The sequence below is a fragment of the Streptomyces sp. NPDC050085 genome (assembly GCF_044460595.1).
Taxonomy (GTDB): domain Bacteria; phylum Actinomycetota; class Actinomycetes; order Streptomycetales; family Streptomycetaceae; genus Streptomyces.
This window is the reverse complement of record NZ_JBITJZ010000003.1, coordinates 599123-616736: the sequence shown is the minus strand read 5'-3', so window position 1 is coordinate 616736 and position 17614 is coordinate 599123. Positions and strand designations below refer to the sequence as shown.

Sequence of the window (17614 nt, the reverse complement as noted above, 5' to 3'; positions counted from 1 at the left end):
TATGCGCGACCATAGGGCGGTGACCTCTCCGACTCCTGGGCCCCGGACCCCGGCCCCCTCGACACCCGCGCCCCGGCTGATCGCCACGGATCTCGACGGCACGCTGCTGCGCGACGACAAGACCGTCTCCCCGCGGACGGTCGCCGCGCTGGCCGCCGCCGAGGAGGCCGGCATCGAGGTCTTCTTCGTGACGGGCCGCCCGGCCCGCTGGATGGACGTCGTCAGCGACCATCTGCACGGTCACGGCCTGGCGATCTGCGGCAACGGCGCCGCGGTCGTGGATCTGCACGGCGGCCCCGGCAACCACCGCTTCGTCACGATCCGGGAGTTGGCCGTCCCCGACGCGCTCGACGTCGTCCGGGTCCTGCGCACGGCCGCCCCCGGCACGTCGTTCGCGGTCGAGCGGACCGGCGGGCTGCACCACGAGCCGACGTACCCGCCGCTGCACCTGGACCCGGGCGAGAGCGTCGCGCCCGCGGAGAAGCTGCTCGCCGGGGACGCGGCCGTCGCGGACCAGCCCGTCCTGAAGGTCCTCGCGTACCACCCGGAGCTCGGCCCCGACGCGTTCCTGACGCTGGCCCGCACCGCGGTCGGCGACCTCGCCGCCATCACGCGCTCCAGCCCGAGCGCCCTGCTGGAGATCAGCGAACGGTCCGTCTCCAAGGCGAGCACGCTCGCCCTGTGCTGCGAGGAGCGCGGCATCTCCCCGGCCGAGGTCGTCGCTTTCGGAGACATGCCCAACGACATGGAGATGCTCGCCTGGGCGGGCACCTCCTACGCGATGGGGAACGCGCACCCGGACGTGCTGACCGCCGCGACCGGCGTCACCGCCACCAACAACGACGACGGCGTGGCCCGCGTCATCGAGGACATCCTGGCCACCCGGCGATAGGGCCCTGGCTTACAGCCGTACGCCCCGCTCGGCGAACCACTTCACCGGGTCCACCCCCGACCCCAGATACGGCGTGAGCCGCACCTCGAAGTGCAGGTGCGGCCCGGTCGAGTTGCCGGTGGTGCCCGACTGCCCGAGCCACTGCCCGGTGCGCACCTTCTCGCCCTGGTCCACGGTGACGGCCGCCAGGTGCGCGTACTGCGTGTAGTAGCCGCCCGGGTGCTGCACGACGACCTCGATGCCGAAGCCGCCGCCGCAGGACACGCTCACCACCCGCCCGGCACCGGCGGCCCGCACGGGCGTGCCGATGCCGACGGCGAAGTCCTGCCCGGTGTGCCGGTGCGCCCAGCGCTCGCCCGCGCTGTCGAACCCGGCGGACAGCTCGTACGTCTCCACAGGGGGCACCCACGCGCGCGTGGCGCGGAATTCCGGCTGCTCCAGGCGCACGGCACCACGGCACTGCCCCGCCGCCGCGGACCGGTCCGCCTCGCCCTGCAGCTCCCACTGCGCCTGCTCGAGCTTGCTCGCGATGCTCCTCTTCAGATGCGCGAGTTGGACGTTGCGCTCCTGCAGGGCGTGCCATTGGGCGGCCGCCTTGCGCTGTCCCGCGGCAAGCTTCTTCTCGGCGCGACGGCTCTTGGCCACGGCGTTGTTGAGCGCCAGATCGGCCTGCCAGACGGCCCGCTGACCGTGCATCAGCTCTTCCGGGTCGTCGGTGAGCAGCATCTGCGCGGTGAACGGGATGTCGCCGCCGCTGCGGTACTGGGCGCGGGCGATGCGCCCGAGGTCGTCGTGGAGCACGGCGATGTCCCGCCGCTCCCGCGCGAGCAGCCGCTCGAGGCGCTGCGCCTTCGCCTTCTGCAGCGCGGCGGCCCTGCGCCCCTCTTCGTAGTGCTGCGTCGCCGCTGACGCCTCCTCAAAGAGGCGAGCCACCTGGGCACTTGGCTCGGGCCCTTCCGCGCCCTGCGACAGCGTGGGCCGGCCGCCGAGAGCGACGAGTACGCACAGCAGCACCGCGGGGGCGACGAGGGAGCGGCGAGGTCGTGGGCGCATGTCTCGGATCGTTGCCCGCTGCGCGGCCGCCCTCCTGTGGGACTCGTACGGCCGGGGGAACGCATGCCCCGTTCGGCGCAGAAACGTACCGCCAAATCGCCGAACCGGCGTGACCCGAGGGTCAGTACGGCGCCTGCCAGACGACCGTCGTACCACCGCCGTCGTCCCCGAGGCCCGGCCCGTACCAACTGTCGCCGCCGAGCGACTCGGCACGCCTCTTGAGGTTCTTCAGGCCGCTGCGCCGCCCGCCCTCCGGGATGCCCACGCCGTCGTCGGCGACCGTCAGGCGTACGCCCTGGCGCCCGTCGGGCAGCAGCACGGTCGCGTCCACGACGACGTCGATCCGCGCGGCCTTGGAGTGCCGGAACGCGTTCGACAGGGCCTCCCTCAGGGCCGCGATGAGGTTCTTGCCGGTGAGTTCGCCGACGACCGTGTCGACGGGCCCCAGGAAGCGGTGCGAGGGCTTGAAGCCGAGCGGCACAGCGGCCATGTTGATCTCGCGCAGCACGCGCGTGCGCAGCCCCGACGGCGCCTCGGCCGGGCCCTGCTGGAGCGCGAAGATGGCGGTGCGGATCTCCTGGATGGTGACGTCCAGCTCGTCGACGGCCTTGCCGACGCCCACCTGCACCTCGGGCACCACGGAACGGCGTTGAGCGGTCTCCAGCATCATCCCCGTGGCGAACAGCCGCTGGATGACCAGGTCGTGCAGATCGCGCGCGATGCGGTCCCGGTCCTCGAAGACGGCGAGCCGCTCCCGGTCGCGCTGTGCCTCGGCCATCATCAGCGCGAGCGCCGCCTGCGAGGCGAACTGGGTGGCCAGGGTGCGTTCGACCTCCGTGAAAGGACGCCCCCCACGCGCGCGGGGCGTCACGAGCGTCCCGAGGACGCGCCCGTCGCTCTGCAGGGGCAGCATCATGGCCGGCCCGTAGCCCCGCGCGAGATCGGTCATCACGCGCGGGTCGGTGGCCGCGTCGTCGATGAACACGGCCTGCCCGTCGAGCAGTTCGGAGACGATCGCGCTCTCCGGCGGGATGATCACGCCGAGCGAGGCGGACGGGGTGTCCGAGGCGACGGCGACGATCTCCATGCCGCCCTCGTCGGCGGGCAGCAGCACTATGCCGGCCGCCGAGTCCGAGAGCTGGCGGGCCTGTTCGGCGACGACCTGGAGCGCGTCCTCGGCATCGCCGCCGGACAGCAGCGCGGTGGTCACGGCGACGGACCCGTCGATCCACCGCTCGCGCTGCCTGGCAGCTTCGTACAGCCGCGCGTTGCCGATCGCGATGCCCGCCTCCGTGGCGAGCACCCGGACCATGTTGAGGTCGTAGTCGTTGAAGTCGCCGCCGCCGTTCTTCTCCGTGAGGTAGAGGTTTCCGAAGATCTCTCCCTGTACGCGGATGGGGACGCCGAGGAACGTCCGCATCGGCGGATGGTTCGCGGGGAACCCGCAGGAGCGCGGGTCGTCCGCGAGGTTCGCCAGGCGCACCGGCTCGGGATCGTGGATGAGCGCGCCGAGCAGCCCGCGGTGCCCGTCGGGCAGCCGCCCGATGAGCTGCGCGGTGTCCTCGTCGATGCCGTAGTAGACGAAGTCCGAGAGCCCCTCGCCGTCCTCGGCGACGACGCCGATCGCCGCGTACCTGGCGTCCGCCAGCTCGGCGGCGGTCTCACAGATCCGGTCCAGCGTGGAGTGCAGCTCCAGGCCGGTCCCCACGGAACGCATCGCCTCCAGGAGCTGCGGCACCCGCGCGGTCAGCTCGGTGGACAGCCCCTGAAGGCTGCGGGTGGCCTGGGTCGCCGCCTCCACCGCGCGGGAGGGGGGAACGTCGGGATCCGTGGGCGCTGACATGCCCCTGAGAGTAGTTAGTCCTATTTGGCGAGGAAAGTCGGGGTTACGCGTGGACCCCCGCGCCTGCCCCCGCGCCGACCAGCAGCTCCGCCGCGCCCTCCCGCTCCCGCAGCACCCGAAGCGGCCCGTCGGCCGCGCTCAGCTCCGCGTACGTACCGCGCTGCACGATCCGCCCGCCGTCGAGCACGACCACCTCGTCGACCGCGTCCAGACCGGCGAGCCGGTGCGTGATCAGGACGGTTGCGCGCCCCTGGGTCGCGTCCAGCAGGTCCGCGGTGAGCGCGTCGGCCGTCTCCAGGTCGAGGTGCTCGGCGGGCTCGTCCAGGACGAGGACCGGGAAGTCGGCGAGCAGCGCGCGGGCCACCGCGAGCCGCTGCCGCTGCCCGCCGGACAGCCGCGCCGCGTGCTCGCCCACGAGCGTGTCGAGCCCGTCGGGCAGCGCGTCCGCCCACTCCAGAAGGCGTACGCGGCCGAGGGCGTCGCGCAGTTCGTCCTCGGTGGCGTCCTTCTTGGCGAGCAGCAGGTTCTCGCGCACGGTGCTGTCGAAGAGGTGCGCGTCCTGGGCGCACAGCCCGACGAGGCGCCGTACGGCATCGCCTTCGAGGGCGTACGCGTCGGTGCCGGCCAGCGTGTACGTCCCGGCGTCCGCGTCGAGGAAGCGCAGCAGCACCTGGGCGAGCGTGGTCTTGCCGGACCCGGAGGGGCCGACGACGGCGATCCTGCGGCCGCGCTCGAGCGTGAGGCCGACCCCGTCGAGCGCGTCCCGCGTCTGCCCCTCGTACCGGGCCGCGAGATCCCGTACGACGAGCGGGAAGGGGTCCCGCGGCGCCTGTGCGGGCCGTTCGGGCTCCCGTACGGGTTCGGGGGCGTCGAGGACCTCGTGGACGCGCTCGGCGCTCTTGTGGACCCGCTGCCGGTACTGCACGGCGAGCGGCAGGCCGAGCACCGCCTCGAACGCGGCGAGCGGGGTCAGCACGACGACCGCCATCGCGACCCCGTCGAGCTGCCCGGAGCGCACGCCATGGATGCCGGCGAGCGCGGCGCCCGCCACGGTCAGGCCGGTGATCAGCGCGGTCAGCCCGTCGCCGAGCGCGGTGGCGGTGGCCGTGCGCGAGGCGATCCGGGTCAGCACCGAGTCGGCTTCCCCTGCCGCCTTCGTACGCCGCTGGAGCGCGCCGGCGACGGTCAGTTCCGCGGTGCCGGTGAGCAGCTCGGCCACCCGGGTCGCGAGCACCCCGCGCGCGGGAGCGAGCCTGCGCTCCGCCCGGCGGGCCACCGCCCCGGACAGCAGCGGCACACCGACCCCGGCGAGCAGCAGTCCGACGGCGAGCACGGCACCGGCCGCGGGGAGCATCCAGGCGGTGAAGGCGACGGAGCCCACGCCCACCAGGGCCGCGGCCGACGCGGGCAGCAGCCAGCGCAGCCAGTAGTCCTGCAGGGCGTCCACGTCGGCGACGAGGCGGGACAGCAGGTCGCCGCGCCGCGTCGTGCGCAGACCGGCGGGCGCGAGCCGCTCCAGGCGCCGGTAGACGGCGACCCGGGTGTCGGCCAGCATCCGCAGCACGGCGTCGTGCGACACGAGCCGCTCCGCGTACCGGAAGCAGGCCCGGCCGATGCCGAACGCGCGCGTGGCCGTCACCGCGACCATCAGGTACAGCACGGGCGGCTGCTCCGAGGCCCGCGAGATCAGCCAGCCGCTGGTCGCCATCAGGCCGACCGAGCTGCCGAGCGCGAGCGCCCCGAGCAGCAGCGCGAGCGCGAGCCGCGAGCGACGCGGCCGCGCGGCGGCCCGCAGCCGGGCGAGGGCGGGACGCCGGTCCACCGCCGTGTCCCGCACCGGCTCGCGGGCCTCAGAGGCCGCGGCCGCCGCTGTGGGCGCCGAAATCCCGGCAGCGGGCGCCGACCCCGCCTGGGCGGGCAGCCGGCGCGCGGCGGGCGTCTCGAGCCGCACCACCCGGTCGGCCACGGCCAGCAGCGCGGGCCGGTGCACGACCAGCAGTACCGTCCGCCCGACGGCGAGCCTGCGCACCGCCTCGACGATGCCCGCCTCGGTCTCGCCGTCGAGCGCGGCCGTGGGCTCGTCGAGCAGCACGACGGGCCGGTCGGCGAGGAACGCCCGGGCCAGCGCGAGGCGTTGACGCTGCCCCGCCGACAGACCGGCCCCGTCCTCACCGAGCTCGGTGCGCACCCCTTCGGGAAGCGCCTCGACGAACTCCAACGCGCCCGCCTCCCGCAGAGCGTCGAGCACCGCCGCGTCGTCCGCGTCGGGCCGCGCGAGCCGGACGTTGTCCGCGATCGACCCGGCGTACAGCTGCGGCCGCTGCGGAACCCACGCCACGCGCGCGTGCCACGCCTCCCGCGACACCTCCGCGAGATCGGCGCCGCCGACGAGAACCCGCCCGCTACTAGGGCGTACAAAACCCAACAGGGCGCTGAGAAGCGTCGACTTGCCCGCTCCGCTCGGTCCTACGAGAGCGACCGTCTCCCCTTCGGCGACCTTGAAGGAGACCTGGGAGACGGCATCCGCTGCACGTCCCTCATAGCGGACAGAAACGCTTTCAAACCCGAGACCACCGGTCGAAGGAGCGGCCTGCACACCGGACTTCGGCAGCGGCTGCTCCAGGACGTCGAAGATCTCCTCCGCGGCGGCGAGCCCCTCGGCCGCCGCGTGGTACTGCGCCCCGACCTGCCGCAGCGGCAGATACGCCTCGGGCGCCAGCACGAGGATCACCAGACCCACGTACAGGTCCATGTCGCCGTGCACGAGCCGCATGCCGATGGTCACGGCGACCAGGGCGACCGACAGGGTCGCGAGCAGCTCCAGCGCGAAGGACGACAGGAAGGCGATCCGCAGGGTCCGCATCGTCGCCCTGCGGTACTGGTCGGTGATCGTGCGAATGGACTCGGCCTGCGCCTTGGCCCGGCCGAACACCTTGAGCGTCGGCAGGCCCGCGACCACGTCCAGGAAATGCCCCGACAGGCGGGACAGCAGCCGCCACTGACGGTCCATCCGGGACTGGGTGGCCCAGCCGATGAGGATCATGAAGATCGGGATGAGGGGCAGCGTGCCGACGATGATCGCCGCCGACACCCAGTCCTCCGTGACCACACGGGCGAGCACCGCCACCGGGACCACGATCGCGAGCCCCAGCTGCGGCAGATAGCGCGAGAAGTAGTCGTCGAGCGCGTCCACACCGCGCGTCGCGAGCGCCACCAGCGAGCCGGTGCGCTGTCCGCTGAGCCAGTTCGGTCCCAGCTGCGCGGCCCGCTCCAACAGCCGCCCGCGCAGCTCCGACTTGACGGCCGCGCTCGCCCGGTGCGCGGCCAGTTCGGTCAGCCAGGAGACAAGAGCACGGCCGACCGCGACAACAGCCAGCAGAATCAAGGGAGTCGACAGTCGAGCAGCGTCGAACCCGTGCTGGAAAGCGCCCACCACCACTTCGGCGATGAGCATCGCCTGAGCGATGACCAGGCCCGCCCCGGCGGCGCCGAGGACGACCACCGCGATCAGGAAGAGACGGGTGGCCCGGGCGTACCGGAGCAGGCGCTGGTCGATCGGTTTCACGTGAAACACACCCTCACATCAGGCGGGTTGGCCCATCAGGGGACTTCAGTGCGCGGCGTCGACGGCGATGTTCTTCGTGCCGATCCGCTTGCGGAACACCCAGTAGGTCCACGACTGGTAGAGCAGCACGATCGGCGTCGCGATCGCCGCGCACCAGGTCATGATCTTCAGGGTGTACGGGCTCGACGAGGCGTTGGTGACCGTGAGGCTCCAGTCCGGGTTGAGCGACGACGGCATGACGTTCGGGAACAGCGTCAGGAAGAGCATCGCGACGGCGGCCGCGATCGTGACGCCGGACAGGGCGAACGACCAGCCCTCGCGGCCGACCTTGATGGCCCCGATCGCCCCGACGAGCGCGACCACGGCCACGATCATCGCGACGAGCGAGCCGCCGTCGCCCTTGTCTACCTGGGTCCAGATCAGGAAGGCGAGGGCGAGCACCGCGGTCACCAGACCGAGCGTCAGCGCCATCTTCCGTGCGCGCTCCCGGATGTCGCCCAGCGTCTTGAGCGAGGCGAACACCGCACCGTGGAAGGTGAACAGCGTCAGTGTGACGAGGCCGCCCAGGATCGCGTACGGGTTGAGGAGGTCCCAGAAGTTGCCGACGTACTCGAAATTCTTGTCGATCTTCACGCCGCGCACGATGTTGCCGAAGGCCACACCCCACAGCAGCGCCGGGATCACCGAGGTCCAGAAGATCGCGTGTTCCCAGTTGGTCTGCCACTTCTCCTCGGGCCGCTTGGCGCGGTACTCGAAGGCGACACCGCGGACGATGAGGCAGACCAGGATGATCAACAGCGGCAGGTAGAAGCCGGAGAAGAGCGTCGCGTACCACTCGGGGAAGGCGGCGAAGGTCGCACCGCCGGCCGTGAGCAGCCACACCTCGTTGCCGTCCCAGACCGGACCGATCGTGTTGATCAGGACGCGCCGCTCGGTGCGGTCACGGGCCAGCAGCTTGGTGAGGATGCCGATCCCGAAGTCGAAGCCCTCCAGGAAGAAGTAGCCGATCCACAGGACCGCGATGAGGACGAACCAGACGTCGTGAAGTTCCATGACTCTGCAGCTCCCTGGGCCTCAGTAGGAGAAGGCCATCGGCTTGTCGGCGTCACGGTCTCCGCCGATCTTGGTGGGCGGGTTGAGGTCGTCGTCCGTGAGCTCGGGCGGCCCGGCCTTGACGTACTTCACGAGCAGCTTCACCTCGATGACGGCGAGGACCGCGTACAGCAGCGTGAAGACGGTCATCGAGGTGATGACCTCGCCCTGCGAGACGCTGGGGGAGACCGCGTCACGCGTCTGCAGGACGCCGTAGACGACCCACGGCTGACGGCCCATCTCGGTGAAGATCCAGCCCCAGGAGTTGGCGATCAGCGGGAACCCGATGGTCCACAGCGCCACGATCCAGTAGAGCTTGGTGAACTTCGGGCTGAGGGCCTTCTTCTTGAAGAGCACCAGGTTCGGTGCTTCGTCCTCACCCGTCCTCAGGTGTTGGGGCAGCATGAACTTCTTGCGCGTGAGCCAGAGTCCGACGAGACCGATGGCGAAGGACGCCATCCCGAAGCCGATCATCCAGCGGAAGGCCCAGAAGGTGACGGGAATGATCGGCCGGTAGTCGCCGGGCCCGTACTTCTCCTGCTCGGCCTTGTTCGTGTCGTTGATGCCGGGGACGTACGAGTGGAAGTTGTCGTCGGCGAGGAAGGACAGTATCCCGGGGATGGAGAGCTCGACGCTGTTGTGACCCTTGCTCACGTCTCCGTAGGCGAAGATCGAGAACGGCGCCGAGTCCTGGCCGTCCCACAGCGCCTCGGCCGCGGCCATCTTCATCGGCTGCTGCTTGAACATGACCTTGCCGAGCTGGTCACCACTGATCGCCGTGAGCAGACCGGCGATGACGACGGTGATCAGACCGAGGCGCAGCGAGGTCTTCATCGTGGAGATGTGCTTCTTGCGCGCCAGGTGGAAGGCCGCGATGCCGACCATGAACGCGCCGCCGGTCAGGAACGAGGCGGACAGCGTGTGGAACGCCTGGGTGAGCGCCGTGTTCTGCGTCAGCACGTGCCAGAAGTCGGTGAGTTCGGCCCGCCCGGTGGCCTTGTTGTACTTGTAGCCGACCGGGTGCTGCATCCAGGAGTTGGCCGCCAGGATGAAGTACGCCGACAGGATCGTGCCGATCGACACCATCCAGATGCAGGCCAGGTGGATCTTCTTCGGCAGTTTGTCCCAGCCGAAGATCCACAGACCGATGAAGGTGGACTCGAAGAAGAAGGCGATCAGCGCCTCGAAGGCCAGCGGGGCCCCGAAGATGTCACCGACGAAGCGGGAGTAGTCCGACCAGTTCATGCCGAACTGGAACTCCTGCACGATGCCGGTGACGACACCCATCGCGATATTGATCAGGAAGAGCTTGCCCCAGAACTTGGTGGCTCTGAGGTACTTCTCCTTCTCCGTCCGCACCCAGGCGGTCTGCAGCCCGGCGGTCAGCGCCGCGAGCGAGATCGTCAGAGGGACGAACAGGAAGTGGTAGACGGTGGTGATGCCGAACTGCCATCGCGCCAGGGTCTCCGGCGCCAGAGCCAGGTCCACTGCGTCTCTCCTTACATCGCTGTGATCACAGCGGCAGTTTGCCCCTTTAATCCCACTGATCCCGGGAGGAACCAGGACACGCTTGTGAACGCGTTCACATTCACAAGCATTATGTCGTACTGATTGTCGGCATCTGAAGGGGGGTCCCCTTACTGCGAGGAACAGCACACGGGCGGGCACACGGGCGGGACTTCCCCGGGGCGGCAGGGGGCTTCCCGGCGACTTCAACATATTGTTGAATGCGCGCCATGACCCGCATCCGCATCTCCTGGCCCGCCGGACACCTCACGGCGACGGTCGAGGACACCCCGACAACTCAGGCCCTGCTCACGGCACTTCCGCTCGCCTCCACGGCGCACACGTGGGGCGAGGAGGTCTACTTCGACACGAACGTGAGCGTCCCCCTCGAGAGCGACGCCCAACAGGTCGTGGAGCCCGGCACGGTGGCCTTCTGGACGGACGGCGACGCGCTCGCCCTCCCCTACGGCCCCACGCCGATCTCGCGAGGCCGGGAGTGCCGCCTCGCGAGCCCGTGCAACGTGCTCGGCCGGCTCGACGGGGACCCCAGGGACCTCGCCACCGTGCGCGACGGTGACCCGATCCGCGTCGAGCTGGTCCCCAACTAGGGGCTGTCCAGAGCTCCTTACTAGTTACTAGGGCCTGCCTAGAGCTCCTTGCGGAACGCCTCCGCCGCCTGCAGGAAGATGTCGTTGCCCTCGGTCTCGGCGATCGTGGCCCGGATCCCCTCACCGGCGAACGGCCGCACGACGACACCGGCCTTCTCGCACGCCGCCGCGAAGTCCAGGGTCTTCTCCCCCAGGCGCAGCCACACGAAGTTGGCCTGCGTCTCGGGCACCGTCCAGCCCTGCGCCCGCAGCCCCTCGACGACCCGGGCGCGCTCGGCCACCAACGAGCCGACGCGGCCGAGCAGTTCGTCCTCCGCGCGCAGCGAGGCGACCGCGGCGTCCTGCGCGAGCTGGCTGACGCCGAAGGGGACCGCGGTCTTGCGCAGCGCGGCCGCCACCGGCTCGTGGGCGATCGCGAAGCCCACGCGCAGCCCCGCGAGCCCGTACGCCTTCGAGAAGGTCCGCAGCACCGCCACGTTCGGCCGGTCCCGGTAGAGCTCGACTCCGTCCGGCACCTCGGCGTCCCGGATGAACTCGCGGTACGCCTCGTCGAGCACGACCAGCACATCGGCGGGCACCCGGTCGAGGAACCGTTCCAGCTCGGCCCGGCGCACCACGGTGCCCGTGGGGTTGTTGGGGTTGCAGACGAAGATGAGGCGCGTGCGGTCGGTGATGGCGTCGAGCATCGCGTCGAGGTCGTGCACCTCGCCGTCGGTGAGCGGCACCTTCACCGACGTCGCCCCGCTGATCTGCGTGATGATCGGGTACGCCTCGAAGGACCGCCAGGCGTAGATCACCTCGTCGCCCGGGCCGCTGGTCGCCTGGAGCAGCTGCTGGGCGACGCCGACCGAGCCGGTGCCGGTGGCCAGGTGGGTCACCGGCACGCCGAAGCGGTCCGCCAGCTCGTTCATCAGGCCGGTGCAGGCCATGTCGGGGTAGCGGTTGAAGGTGCCGGCCGCGGCGATCGCCTGCTCCATCACGCCGGGCAGCGGCGGATAGGGGTTCTCGTTGGAGGACAGTTTGTACGCCACCGGGCCTCCGGCGGCGGCCGGCTTTCCCGGCTTGTAGGTGGGGATCCCCGCCAGCTCCGCACGCAGCTTGGGGTTGGTCTCGCTCACCGCAGTCCTCCTTGTGGCCACCGTTCCAATACTGCTCACCTTAAGAGGATTCGACGCCGTCCCCAATGGGCGGGACCCACCGGCCCCAGGAAGGCGTACAGGAAGGGGGGAGCGCTCCCCGCCCTGGCGTGCGCCGGTGGCTCGCGCCGTGGCGCGCATCACCCGTGAAGGTGAGTTGAGACCTACTCGCAACATCGCGGACTTGGCAGGCCTATGCGCGCCGACAAGTGACCTATCACCGTTCACCCCCTCAACTCCCTTACATTCCAAGGTCATTGATGATCTATCACCTTGCAGAAACGTGCCTGTCAACGCGTGCATATGCACCCCCGCCATGCAGCCGCATGAGCCCTACTATCGGCTCGCCATGACAGCAGCAGGGAAGCACCAGGTGAGCCGGGCGGAGACGACCCGCAGGGGCACCCGGCCGGGCCGGGCAGGCATCAGAGACGTTGCCGCCGCCGCCGGGGTCTCGATCACAACTGTCTCCGATGCGCTCAACGGCAAGGGCCGGCTCCCGGACGCCACCCGACGCCATGTCCGCGAGGTCGCCGATCGGTTGGGCTATCGCCCCTCCGCGGCCGCCCGCACGCTCCGTACCGGCAAGTCGGGCCTGATCGGCCTGACCGTGACGACGTACGGGGATGAACCTTTCACCTTCACCGAGTTCGCGTACTTCGCGGAGATGGCCAGAGCAGCCACGTCCGCCGCGCTCGCCCGCGGCTACGCCCTGGTCATCCTGCCCGCCACGTCACGCCACAGTGCCGTCGACGTCTGGTCGAACGTCGCCCTCGACGGCACCGTCGTCATCGACCCCTCCGACCACGACCCGGTCGTCAGCGAGCTGGTCCGCCAGGGCCTGCCCGTCGTCTCGGACGGACGTCCCGCGGGCACCCTGCCCGTGACCGCCTGGGTCGACAACGACCACGAGGCCGCCGTCCTCGGCATCCTCGACCACCTCGCCGAGGCCGGCGCCCGCCGCATCGGCCTGCTCACCGGCACCACCACCGACACGTACACCCACCTCTCCACCTCCGCGTACCTGCGCTGGTGCGAGCGGATCGGGCAGGAGCCGGTCTACGAGTCCTACCCCGCGCACGACCCGTGCGCGGGCGCCGTCGCCGCCGACCGGCTGCTCGCCCGGCCCGACCGCCCCGACGCGGTCTACGGCCTGTTCGACCCCAACGGGACGGACCTGCTCGCCGCCGCCCGCCGCTACGGTCTGCGCGTCCCGGACGACCTGCTGCTCGTGTGCTGCAGCGAGTCGAGCGTCTACGCCAACACCGAGCCGCCCATCACCACGCTCTCGCTCAAGCCGCGGCGCATCGGCACCGCCGTCGTGCAGCTCCTCATCGATGCCATCGAGGGGGTCGACTCGGACCTTCCGGTCGAGCAGGTGATACCGACGGAACTGATCGTGCGGACCTCGTCGCAGCGCCGCCCGCCGCGCACCACGGTCAGCCCGCCCCGCTCCCCGGGGTCCGGCTGACCGGCCCGTCACCCGCCGCCGCCCCCGCGTCGGACCGGAAAAGTACGCACCAATTCGGGAGAAAAGCGTGGTGAACAGCCGCCCGTCACCGATTCACCACCCCTGGTGCATCACACAGCGCGAGCCGCATTCCTATGATGGGCGCACGACACCGCGGGCCGCTGCGACCAGGCAGTCCGATCCGGTGCACAGGCGGCGCAATGGTGGAGGGGTCGATGACTCAGGGGGCCGGTCAGGGACCCGCAGCGCGCACGGAGACGCTGCGCGACTTCCGCGTTCCCGCGTACGTCCATGACGTACCGGCGAACGTGGTGCCCACCGAGCCGGGTTCCGACCCCGTCCCCGATCCCGTGCCCGACGACGCCGAGGCGTATCCGGACGGGTACACCCCGACCGCGCGCGACCTGCCCGTCATCAACCGCGGGGACACGGTGCAGGTCGAGGTCCCGCAGGCCGCGGCCGCGCCCCGGCCGAGCGGCGAGATGGGCCCGCTGTACGTCGTCGGCGACGTGCACGGCTACATCGACGAGCTCACCGCCGCGCTGCACGAGAAGGGCCTGATCGACGCCGAGGGCAACTGGGCGGCGGGCAACGCACGCCTGTGGTTCCTCGGCGACTTCACCGACCGCGGGCCCGACGGGATCGGCGTCATCGACCTCGTGATGCGCCTGAGCGCCGAGGCGGCCGCGGCGGGCGGCTACTGCAAGGCGCTCATGGGCAACCACGAGCTGCTGCTGCTCGGCGCCAAGCGCTTCGGCGACACCCCGGTCAACTCGGGGGCGGGCACCGCCACCTTCCAGGCGGCCTGGTTGCTCAACGGAGGCCAGAAGTCCGACATGGACCGCCTCCAGGACGTACACCTGCAGTGGATGTCCCGGCTCGACGCGATCGAGATCGAGGACGACCACCTGCTGATGCACTCCGACACCACGGCCTATCTCGACTACGGCGACTCGATCGAGGCCGTGAACGACACGGTCCGCGAGACGCTCACGCGCAACGACGCGGACGAGTGCTGGGACCTGTTCCGCAAGTTCACCAAGCGCTTCGCGTTCCGCGACGAGGAGTCGGGTCCCGGTTCGGTGCGCGAGCTCCTCGGGGCGTACGGCGGCTCGCGCGTCGTGCACGGCCACAGCCCGATCCCGTACCTCCTCGGCGAGGTCGGGACCGAGGACGCGGACGGCGAGGACAGCGGGCCCGTCGTCGAGGGTCCTCATGTGTACGCGGGCGGCCTGGCCATCGCCATGGACGGCGGCGTGACCATGGCCGGAAAGCTGCTGGTCCAGCAACTGCCCATGGATATCTGAGAGTTGATCGGGCAGGCGTGGTAAACGGAGGATTCGGCTGGCCGCAAGGCCAATTTCCGGAAACCCCCTGTCACCACGCGCCGTGACAGCTCTACCATCGGCTTATCCGTAGCAGGCTCCCCTCCGTTTCTGCCCGACGGCTCGTAACCATGCGGGCCACCAAGCCCTACGGAGCATCGGGGGATGCACATGAACAGCGCTCCGCATTTGCTGAACGAGGACCGCCCCGAGTTCGAGCGGATCCTCGATGAGGCGCTGCGTACCGCACCGAACCGCCCTGATCTCGCCGCAGTGGGCCAGCGGCTCAACCCCGAACAGCTGCGCACCATGGCGCTCAACGCCGCGGCACTGATCACCACCGCGGCAGCCACCGAGTACCAGCACTACGTCCAGGTCCGCGAGGAGCTGCGTACCTCCCCGCGGCCCGTCCGTTCGCTACGCGAAGGAGGCGCCGCCGGACCGGCCGAGTCCGGCAGCAACACGATCGGCCTGGTCGCGGAGACCACGGGGCCCGGCGTCGCCGCGGTCGCCGTCGTGCTCGCCCCGGTGCTCGCCGGGACGGCCGCCGCGATCTTCCTGCTGGTCGGCTACATCCTGAAGATGCTCAACCCGCCGCCGGACTTCGCCGACACGCTCCTCGCGGCCGGCTGGGTCTTCGGCGCGCTCACCGCGGTGGGCATCCTCGTCGCGGCGGTGTGCCTGCTCCTGACGGCCCTGCGCAACGGGTCGACCTCGCTCCAGGCCAGCGCCCACGGCGTGGAGAGCGAAGAGGTGGCCCGCGCCAGGGAAGCCTGGAGCAAGGCCCTGCTCGAGCGCGGCATCCTGCCGTTCCTGCGGAACGCCCTGGCGGATCCCCCGGCGGGCGGCCCTGCGCCGCTCGCCGGCGGCCGGGGCGGCGGCTCGACCAGCCGCATGCCGCAGCTCGGCTACAACAGGCCGGGGTTCAGCAGCCCCGACGGCGGCGGCACCGCCACGGGACAGCGGGCCGGCTTCTCCAGCCCGGACTTCTCCAGCCCGGACTTCGGCGGCCCCGAACACCAGCCGGACTGACCCTCCGACGGGTGCACGGGGCCGTGACCACGGCTAACGGCTCGGGGCGATGTGCACGAAACCCCGAGCCCTCAGTCATGCCCGTACGTCGATCAGCGGGAGATCTAGTTGGCGATCGGCAGATAGACACGGTTGCCCGCGTCGGCGAACTCCTTCGACTTCTGCTCCATCCCCGCCTCGACCTCCGCCTTCGTCGAGCCGTGCTCGCGCCGGATGTCCTGCGAGATCTTCATGCTGCAGAACTTCGGGCCGCACATCGAGCAGAAGTGCGCGGTCTTCGCGGGCTCGGCCGGCAGCGTCTCGTCGTGGAACTCCCGGGCGGTGTCCGGGTCGAGGGCCAGGTTGAACTGGTCCTCCCAGCGGAACTCGAAGCGGGCGTCGCTCAGCGCGTCGTCCCACTCCTGCGCGCCCGGGTGCCCCTTGGCGAGGTCCGCCGCGTGCGCCGCGATCTTGTACGTGATGACGCCGGTCTTCACGTCGTCCCGGTTCGGCAGGCCCAGGTGCTCCTTGGGCGTGACGTAGCAGAGCATCGCCGTGCCCCACCAGGCGATCATCGCGGCGCCGATCCCGGACGTGATGTGGTCGTACGCCGGGGCGACATCGGTGGTCAGCGGGCCGAGCGTGTAGAACGGCGCCTCCTCGCAGATCTCCTGCTGGAGGTCGATGTTCTCCTTGATCTTGTGCATCGGGACGTGTCCCGGGCCCTCGATCATCGTCTGTACGTTGTGCCGCTTGGCGATGGAGTTGAGCTCGCCGAGCGTGCGCAACTCCGCGAACTGGGCCTCGTCGTTGGCGTCCGCGATGGAGCCGGGGCGCAGGCCGTCGCCGAGCGAGTACGTGACGTCGTACGCCGCGAGGATCTCGCAGAGCTCCTCGAAGTTCTCGTAGAGGAAGCTCTCCTTGTGGTGCGCGAGGCACCAGGCGGCCATGATCGAGCCGCCGCGCGAGACGATGCCGGTCTTGCGGTTGGCGGTCAGCGGCACGTACGGGAGGCGGACGCCGGCGTGGACCGTCATGTAGTCGACGCCCTGCTCGGCCTGCTCGATGACCGTGTCCTTGTAGATCTCCCAGGTCAGTTCCTCGGCCTTGCCGTCGACCTTTTCGAGGGCCTGGTAGAGCGGCACGGTACCGATGGGGACGGGGGAGTTGCGCAGTACCCACTCGCGCGTGGTGTGGATGTTGCGGCCGGTGGAGAGGTCCATGACGGTGTCGGCGCCCCAGCGGGTCGCCCACGTCATCTTCTCCACCTCCTCCTCGATGGACGAAGTGACCGCGGAATTGCCGATGTTGGCGTTGACCTTCACCAGGAACCGCTTGCCGATGATCATCGGCTCGATCTCCGGGTGGTTCACGTTGGCGGGCAGGACGGCCCGGCCCGCCGCGATCTCTTCGCGTACGACCTCGGGCGCGACGTTCTCCCGGATCGCCACGTACTCCATCTCCGGGGTGATCTCGCCCCTTCGTGCGTACGCGAGTTGGGTCACGGCCTGGCCGTCACGGCCCCGGCGGGGCTGTCGCGGGCGGCCCGGGAAGACCGCGTCGAGGTTGCGCAGACCGCCGCGCGGCGACGTGTGCTTGATGCCGTCGTCCTCGGGGCGGACGGGGCGTCCCGCGTACTCCTCGGTGTCACCGCGGGCGATGATCCAGTTCTCACGGAGGGGCGCGAGGCCCCTGCGGACATCGGTGTCGACGTTCGGATCGGTGTACGGGCCGGAGGTGTCGTACAGGGTCACCGACTGCCCGTTGGTGAGATGCACCTGACGGACCGGCACCTGGAGGTCGGGGCGCGAGCCCTCGACGTATCCCTTGTGCCAGCCGATGGACTTCCCGGCCTCGTCAGAGCTGTCGCCCTGGTTGGAGGCAGGCGTGCGTGCGTCCGTTGTGGTCATGAGACCTACTCCCTACGCCGGCATTACCCGGTAACAGGTTCGGCGGTCGACGCAGCCGTCCTCGTCCTGCGTGTTTCACGTGAAACACGCCTCGGTACGAAGGTCAGCGCCCTCTCAGCCCGGTGCTCCGAGCTCCCGCGTGTGCAAAGGTGCCTCCACGCTAGCGTCATGTCGGACGCGTTGAACAGAGGGCCCCTACCGT

Annotated in this window: 12 protein-coding genes and 1 riboswitch; of the genes, 5 read left to right on the top strand and 7 right to left on the bottom strand. The window is 70.5% G+C overall.

All coding sequences use genetic code 11. The annotated features are described in order from the left end of the window. Nucleotide 1: 1 nt before the first annotated feature. A complete protein-coding gene (locus ACIBUY_RS15235) occupies nt 2–892 on the top strand; it encodes an HAD hydrolase family protein (protein WP_399152788.1) in 891 nt (296 codons plus the stop codon). 9 nt (nt 893–901) lie between these two features. Here ACIBUY_RS15235 and ACIBUY_RS15230 read toward each other — a convergent pair whose 3' ends face one another. The 5 genes from ACIBUY_RS15230 to ACIBUY_RS15210 all read right to left on the bottom strand — a co-directional run bounded on the left by ACIBUY_RS15230 (nt 902) and on the right by ACIBUY_RS15210 (nt 9933). Then, nucleotides 902–1945, bottom strand: coding sequence for a M23 family metallopeptidase (locus ACIBUY_RS15230; RefSeq protein WP_399152787.1), 1044 nt, complete (start codon nt 1943–1945; stop codon nt 902–904). 121 nt (nt 1946–2066) lie between these two features. Continuing rightward, nucleotides 2067–3788: a GAF domain-containing protein gene (locus tag ACIBUY_RS15225; protein WP_365560412.1), complete on the bottom strand. Its 1722-nt coding sequence runs from the start codon at nt 3786–3788 to the stop codon at nt 2067–2069. 43 nt (nt 3789–3831) lie between these two features. After that, nucleotides 3832–7353: a thiol reductant ABC exporter subunit CydD gene (gene cydD / locus ACIBUY_RS15220; RefSeq protein ID WP_399152786.1), complete on the bottom strand. Its 3522-nt coding sequence runs from the start codon at nt 7351–7353 to the stop codon at nt 3832–3834. A 45-nt stretch (nt 7354–7398) separates the two neighbouring features. Next, a complete protein-coding gene (gene cydB / locus ACIBUY_RS15215) occupies nt 7399–8406 on the bottom strand; it encodes a cytochrome d ubiquinol oxidase subunit II (RefSeq protein ID WP_365560407.1) in 1008 nt (335 codons plus the stop codon). A 21-nt stretch (nt 8407–8427) separates the two neighbouring features. Further along, nucleotides 8428–9933, bottom strand: a complete 1506-nt coding sequence (locus tag ACIBUY_RS15210; RefSeq protein ID WP_365560404.1) for a cytochrome ubiquinol oxidase subunit I — start codon at nt 9931–9933, stop codon at nt 8428–8430. A gap of 239 nt (nt 9934–10172) precedes the next feature. Between ACIBUY_RS15210 and ACIBUY_RS15205 the strand changes: the two genes are divergently transcribed. Beyond that, the gene (locus ACIBUY_RS15205; RefSeq protein ID WP_399152785.1) at nt 10173–10559 is read left to right on the top strand and encodes a cyclophilin-like fold protein; all 387 of its coding nucleotides are present in this window, start codon (nt 10173–10175) and stop codon (nt 10557–10559) included. A 38-nt stretch (nt 10560–10597) separates the two neighbouring features. Here the strand turns inward: ACIBUY_RS15205 and hisC are convergent, their stop codons facing one another. Continuing rightward, entirely contained in the window at nt 10598–11677 is a 1080-nt protein-coding gene (gene hisC / locus ACIBUY_RS15200; RefSeq protein WP_365560400.1) for a histidinol-phosphate transaminase, read from the bottom strand. A 367-nt stretch (nt 11678–12044) separates the two neighbouring features. Here hisC and ACIBUY_RS15195 point away from each other — a divergent pair, with 367 nt between their 5' ends. From ACIBUY_RS15195 to ACIBUY_RS15185, 3 genes are all read left to right on the top strand, one after another. Beyond that, nucleotides 12045–13166, top strand: a complete 1122-nt coding sequence (locus tag ACIBUY_RS15195; protein ID WP_365560397.1) for a LacI family DNA-binding transcriptional regulator — start codon at nt 12045–12047, stop codon at nt 13164–13166. 215 nt (nt 13167–13381) lie between these two features. After that, complete coding sequence (locus ACIBUY_RS15190; RefSeq protein WP_365560396.1) at nt 13382–14473, top strand: metallophosphoesterase; 1092 nt, start codon at nt 13382–13384, stop codon at nt 14471–14473. A 183-nt stretch (nt 14474–14656) separates the two neighbouring features. After that, nucleotides 14657–15523, top strand: coding sequence for a hypothetical protein (locus ACIBUY_RS15185; RefSeq protein WP_365560394.1), 867 nt, complete (start codon nt 14657–14659; stop codon nt 15521–15523). Between the two features lie 104 nt (nt 15524–15627). On the opposite strand, the gene thiC is transcribed toward ACIBUY_RS15185, so the two are convergent. Continuing rightward, nucleotides 15628–17412, bottom strand: a complete 1785-nt coding sequence (gene thiC / locus ACIBUY_RS15180) for a phosphomethylpyrimidine synthase ThiC (protein ID WP_365560391.1) — start codon at nt 17410–17412, stop codon at nt 15628–15630. Beyond that, nucleotides 17405–17561: riboswitch (TPP riboswitch) on the bottom strand. It overlaps the preceding gene by 8 nt. Nucleotides 17562–17614: the final 53 nt, after the last annotated feature.

Excerpts from the sequence above, each read along its gene's own strand:
- ACIBUY_RS15235 (WP_399152788.1), top strand. The coding sequence starts at position 2 with ATGCGCGACCATAGGGCGGTGACCTCTCCGACTCCTGGGCCCCGGACC.
- ACIBUY_RS15230 (WP_399152787.1), bottom strand. The coding sequence starts at position 1,945 with ATGCGCCCACGACCTCGCCGCTCCCTCGTCGCCCCCGCGGTGCTGCTG.
- ACIBUY_RS15225 (WP_365560412.1), bottom strand. The coding sequence starts at position 3,788 with ATGTCAGCGCCCACGGATCCCGACGTTCCCCCCTCCCGCGCGGTGGAG.
- cydB (WP_365560407.1), bottom strand. The coding sequence starts at position 8,406 with ATGGAACTTCACGACGTCTGGTTCGTCCTCATCGCGGTCCTGTGGATC.
- ACIBUY_RS15205 (WP_399152785.1), top strand. The coding sequence starts at position 10,173 with ATGCGCGCCATGACCCGCATCCGCATCTCCTGGCCCGCCGGACACCTC.
- ACIBUY_RS15195 (WP_365560397.1), top strand. The coding sequence starts at position 12,045 with ATGACAGCAGCAGGGAAGCACCAGGTGAGCCGGGCGGAGACGACCCGC.
- ACIBUY_RS15190 (WP_365560396.1), top strand. The coding sequence starts at position 13,382 with ATGACTCAGGGGGCCGGTCAGGGACCCGCAGCGCGCACGGAGACGCTG.
- ACIBUY_RS15185 (WP_365560394.1), top strand. The coding sequence starts at position 14,657 with ATGCACATGAACAGCGCTCCGCATTTGCTGAACGAGGACCGCCCCGAG.
- thiC (WP_365560391.1), bottom strand. The coding sequence starts at position 17,412 with ATGACCACAACGGACGCACGCACGCCTGCCTCCAACCAGGGCGACAGC.